The sequence below is a fragment of the Pseudoalteromonas sp. GABNS16E genome (assembly GCF_028598715.1).
GTDB classification, from domain to species: domain Bacteria; phylum Pseudomonadota; class Gammaproteobacteria; order Enterobacterales; family Alteromonadaceae; genus Pseudoalteromonas; species Pseudoalteromonas atlantica.
In genome coordinates this window covers 1-1,553 of the sequence record NZ_JAQREZ010000121.1, presented here as the reverse complement: position 1 = coordinate 1,553, position 1,553 = coordinate 1, and the positions used below count along the sequence as shown (strand labels likewise).

The 1,553-nt window shown below is 38.7% G+C and carries 2 protein-coding genes; one reads left to right on the top strand and one right to left on the bottom strand.

The features are described 5' to 3' along the window. The first annotated feature begins 243 nt into the window (after nucleotides 1–243). A complete protein-coding gene (locus PSI06_RS20880) occupies nucleotides 244–1,284 on the top strand; it encodes an IS481 family transposase (protein WP_273604793.1) in 1,041 nt (346 codons plus the stop codon). A gap of 134 nt (nucleotides 1,285–1,418) precedes the next feature. Here the strand turns inward: PSI06_RS20880 and PSI06_RS20875 are convergent. After that, a partial coding sequence (locus tag PSI06_RS20875; RefSeq protein ID WP_273604794.1) for an integrase core domain-containing protein occupies nucleotides 1,419–1,553 on the bottom strand: 135 nt, incomplete at its 5' end.

The following is a 1,553-nucleotide window of genomic DNA, read 5'->3' as shown; positions in this document are numbered from 1 at the left end:
TCTAGTATTCAAAAACAAGAACACTAACAAACATGTAAAAAAGAGACCGACAGTTTCCCTTGGTAATTAGCAATTACGACAGAATTGCTTGGTAATTAAGATACGACAAAGTCGCTTGGTGTTAACAGTTTAATCTGTATTAGTTCAGACAAGATCTGACACATCAACTTGAAAAAGTGAGAGTTACCCGTTTTGATAAAAGGTGTCGAATCTTTAAATCAAAACATATAAGAGGTAACTCTCATGCTACATACTAACAATCCAATTATTAAACACAAAGCGGGTTTACTTAATCTTGCAGAAGAACTTGGCAACGTATCAAGAGCCTGCAAAGTGATGGGCGTATCCCGTGATACATTTTATCGATATCAAGAACTCGTCGAAGACGGTGGACTTGATGCGTTAATTGATAAAAGTCGTAGAGCGCCAAACTTAAAAAATAGAGTTGATGAAGCAACTGAACAAGCCGTCATTAAATACGCTGTCGATTATCCAGCTTATGGCCAACACAGAACGAGTAATGAACTCAGAAAACAAGGCGTATTCGTTTCTGGCAGCGGTGTTCGTTCAATATGGCTACGTCATGACCTAGAGAACTTCAAAAAGCGTCTCAAGGCACTAGAAAATAAAGTTGCTAACGAAGGTATCATTCTCACCGACGCTCAAGTAGCTGCGCTTGAAAAGAAAAAACATGATGACGAAGCGTGTGGTGAAATTGAAACGGCTCACCCAGGTTATCTAGGCTCTCAAGATACATTTTACGTGGGTAATCTCAAAGGCGTTGGGCGTATCTACCAACAAACCTTCGTTGATACATACAGCAAAGTAGCGTTCGCTAAGCTCTACACCACGAAAACGCCAATTACTGCGGCTGACATACTCAACGACAAAGTACTGCCGTACTTCGAACAGTACGAGCTTCCTATGCTACGTATTCTAACCGATAGAGGCACTGAATATTGTGGCAAAGTCGAACATCATGATTACCAGTTATATCTGGCTATTAATGATATCGATCATACAAAAACCAAAGCTATGTCACCGCAAACAAATGGTATCTGCGAACGCTTCCATAAAACGATACTCAATGAATTCTATCAAGTTACATTCCGTAAAAAGCTATATAGCTCATTAGAGGAATTGCAAAAGGATCTGGACGAATGGATGATTTATTACAATAATGACCGAACTCATCAAGGAAAAATATGCTGTGGCAGAACGCCATTAGAAACTTTATTAGATGGAAAATTGATCTGGGCTGAGAAAAATTTAGCTCAAATCTAGACTGACAGTCACCGATTAAAAAACGGGTAACTGTCAGATCAAGTCTGAGCTAGTACAGTTAAATAACTGGCTGGTATGCTATTTACGTCAAAGTCGCTCGGTAATTAGACCGACATAATCCCTTGGTAATCACACTAGTACATTTTATGCACTTGATTTGGTGTTTTCATATCCAAACTTAAGTGCGGTCGCATTTCATTGTATATAAATATCGATTCTTCAACGAGCTGTTTTAACTCTGTCATATTGCGACATTTATACAGTAAAAA

Coding starts and splice junctions, on each gene's coding strand:
- PSI06_RS20880 (WP_273604793.1), top strand. CDS start 244: ATGCTACATACTAACAATCCAATTATTAAACACAAAGCGGGTTTACTT.